This is a genomic window from Pseudomonas sp. GXM4 (assembly GCF_008923895.1).
Taxonomy (GTDB): domain Bacteria; phylum Pseudomonadota; class Gammaproteobacteria; order Pseudomonadales; family Pseudomonadaceae; genus Aquipseudomonas; species Aquipseudomonas atacamensis.
On sequence record NZ_WBRZ01000435.1, the window covers coordinates 1 to 2,797 of the forward strand.

2 protein-coding genes are annotated in these 2,797 nt (G+C 61.6%); both read right to left on the reverse strand.

The window, feature by feature from the left end:
• Positions 1-76: 76 nt before the first annotated feature.
• The gene (gene codA / locus F8N49_RS27055) at positions 77-1,312 is read right to left on the reverse strand and encodes a cytosine deaminase (protein WP_151553259.1); all 1,236 of its coding nucleotides are present in this window, start codon (positions 1,310-1,312) and stop codon (positions 77-79) included.
• 14 nt (positions 1,313-1,326) lie between these two features.
• Positions 1,327-2,598: a cytosine permease gene (codB, locus tag F8N49_RS27060; RefSeq protein ID WP_016775416.1), complete on the reverse strand. Its 1,272-nt coding sequence runs from the start codon at positions 2,596-2,598 to the stop codon at positions 1,327-1,329.
• Between the last annotated feature and the right edge of the window lie 199 nt (positions 2,599-2,797).

Genomic DNA, 2,797 nt, shown 5'->3' on the forward strand with positions numbered 1-2,797 from the left:
GCCCAATCATGTGCTCAACACAAAATCTGTGGGAGCCTGGCTTGCCAGCGATGAGGCCATCAGCCCCAGCGCAATCTCAACTGAACTCCACCACCGACATCTGCCGCTTCATCAACACCTTGCCGCTGCGAATCGAATACAGCGGCAGGCCCTGGCTGCGGATCACTTCGTAATCACTGTCCGCCGAGAGAATCAGCAGGTTCGCCGGGCGACCCTGTTCCAGTCCGTAGCGCTCGCCCAGGTGCATGGCTTTGGCGCTGTTGTCGGTGACCAGATCCAGCGCGCTTTGCAGGTTGCGATAACCGAGCATGTGGCAGATGTGCAAACCCGCTTCGAGCACGCGCAGGATGTTGCCGTTACCCAGCGGATACCACGGGTCGACGATCGAATCCTGACCGAAACACACGTTCATGCCGGCTTCGAGCAGTTCGTTGACGCGGGTCACGCCCCGGCGTTTCGGGAAGTTGTCGAAACGTCCTTGCAGATGAATGCTTTCGGTCGGGCAGGAGACAAAACTGATCCCGGAATGGCCGAGCAGGCGGAACAGTTTGGCGCAGTAGGCGTTGTCATAAGAGCCCATCGCCGTGGTGTGGCTGGCGGTGACGCGGGCGCCCATGTCGCGGCTTCGCGCTTCTTCGGCAAGCACTTCGAGGAAACGTGAATGCGGATCGTCGGTCTCGTCGCAATGCACATCGACCAGGCAGCCGGTGCGCTCGGCCAGGTCCATCAGAAACTTCACCGAGCTGACGCCCTGATCGCGGGTGTATTCGAAATGCGGAATGCCGCCGACCACGTCAGCGCCCATGCGGATCGCTTCTTCCATCAGCTCACGCCCGTTACGGAATGACTCGATGCCTTCCTGCGGGAACGCGACAATCTGCAGGTCGATCAGGTGACGGCTTTCCTCGCGCACTTCGAGCATGGCTTTGAGCGCGGTGAGTTGCGGGTCGGTGACATCGACGTGGGTGCGCACGTGCTGAATGCCGTGGGCGGCCAGGGCCTGAATGGTCTTCTTGGCACGGGTCTTGGTGTCTTCTTCGGTGATGGTGACCTTGCGCTCGCCCCAGCATTCGATGCCCTCGAACAACGTACCGCTCATGTTCCAGCGCGGCTCGCCAGCGGTGAGAGTGGCGTCGAGGTGGATGTGCGGCTCGACGAAGGGCGGCACCACCAGATTGCCGCCGGCATCGAGGTCATCCGGGCCGAGGGTCGGCGCTTCGGTCTGACGGGCGATGCTGTGGATCAGGCCGTCTTCGAGGTGCAACTCGTGTAGGCCTTCCTGGTTGCGCAGGCGGGCGTTGATGATGTGCATCAGGCGAATCCTTTTTATAGGTCTTGTAGTGGTGCGCTGACGCGACGGGCGCCGAGCATACCGGTGACGATGACATACGTTAGCGCGGCAGCGGCAATCCCTACCAGCGGCGCGACCCAGGGCGAACTGAACGCAGCGACGGTGCCCACCCCGTAGGCCCCGAGCCCCGGCCAGTTGAACGCCGGCAACCGTGCGTCGGCCAGACGCGGATAGTGCCCGCGCCAGCGGTAGAAAAAGTCAGCCATGATCACTCCGCCAATCGGCGGAATCACCGTGCCGAGCAGAATCAGGTACGGCACCAGCATGTCGTACATGCCCAGCAGGGCGAGCAGGGTGCCGATCACCGCACCACCGAGGGTCACGGTTCTGCGCCGACCGGTACGCAGCAGGTTGCAGCCGGCCACGGCGAAGTTGTAGATGGTGTTGTCCTGAGTGCTCCAGATGTTCAGCAACAGCATGGCCATCGCGGCCATGGCGAAACCTTGCAACAGCAACACTTCAACCACATCCGGCTGTTGATAGACGATCGCGCCATATGCGCCGATCAGCACCATCAGGCCGTTGCCGATGAAAAAACCGATCAGGCTGGCCAGCACCGCGACTTTTGCCGAGCGCGAAAATCGCGTCCAGTTGGTGGCTTGGGTCGCGCCGCTGACGAAGGTGCCGAAGACCAGGGTGATCGCTGTCGACCAGTCCAGCGAACCGCTCGGCACCACGCTGAGCAAGCCTTCGAAGCCGCCGACTTTCACGGTCGCTGCCCACATCGACAGCATCAGCAGCAACATCATCGCCGGCACCGCGATGTACGAGAGAATCTCCAGTCCGCGATAACCGATGTACGCCGTAGCGCAGAAGCCCAGACCGAACAGCACCATCAGGACCAGCACGGTGGTTTCATCGAGATTGAAATACTTGCCGATCACCACCGCTGCCGTCGCCGTGCCCCAGGCGTACCAGCCAATCTGGGTGAAGCCGAGGATCAGATCGCTGAGCTTGCTGCCAACTTCGCCAAAACAGAAGCGACCCATCAGCACTGAATTGAGGCCGCTCTTGAAGGCGATGTAACCCAAGCCTGCCGCGTACAGACCGAGCAACAGGTTGCCGACAATGATCACCGCCATCATCTCGGCGAAACCGAACGCGACCCCGAGCTTGCCGCCGGCAAACATGGTCGCGGTGAAAAACGTGAAGCCCAGTAACACCATCGCCGTCGAGGCCAGGCCTTTGCGCGCGTGCATGGGGACTTCACTGAGCGGGTAATCGTTGCCGGAGGCGTTCTGCGTCATGGGGCAGTCCTTACTGGAAGGGGAAGACGCAGAAGGGTTGCAGCGGTCGTGCCAAGCGCGGTCGGGCGGGGTATGTATAGACGACACGGCGAAGTCAGGCGCGAAAACGGTGCACCCGAACACACCGAAGCCCAATGTAGGAGCTACCGAAGGCTCGGGCCGCGATCGGACGATCTGATCGTTCCCACGCTCTGCGTGG

Excerpts from the sequence above, each read along its gene's own strand:
- codA (WP_151553259.1), bottom strand. The coding sequence starts at position 1,312 with ATGCACATCATCAACGCCCGCCTGCGCAACCAGGAAGGCCTACACGAG.
- codB (WP_016775416.1), bottom strand. The coding sequence starts at position 2,598 with ATGACGCAGAACGCCTCCGGCAACGATTACCCGCTCAGTGAAGTCCCC.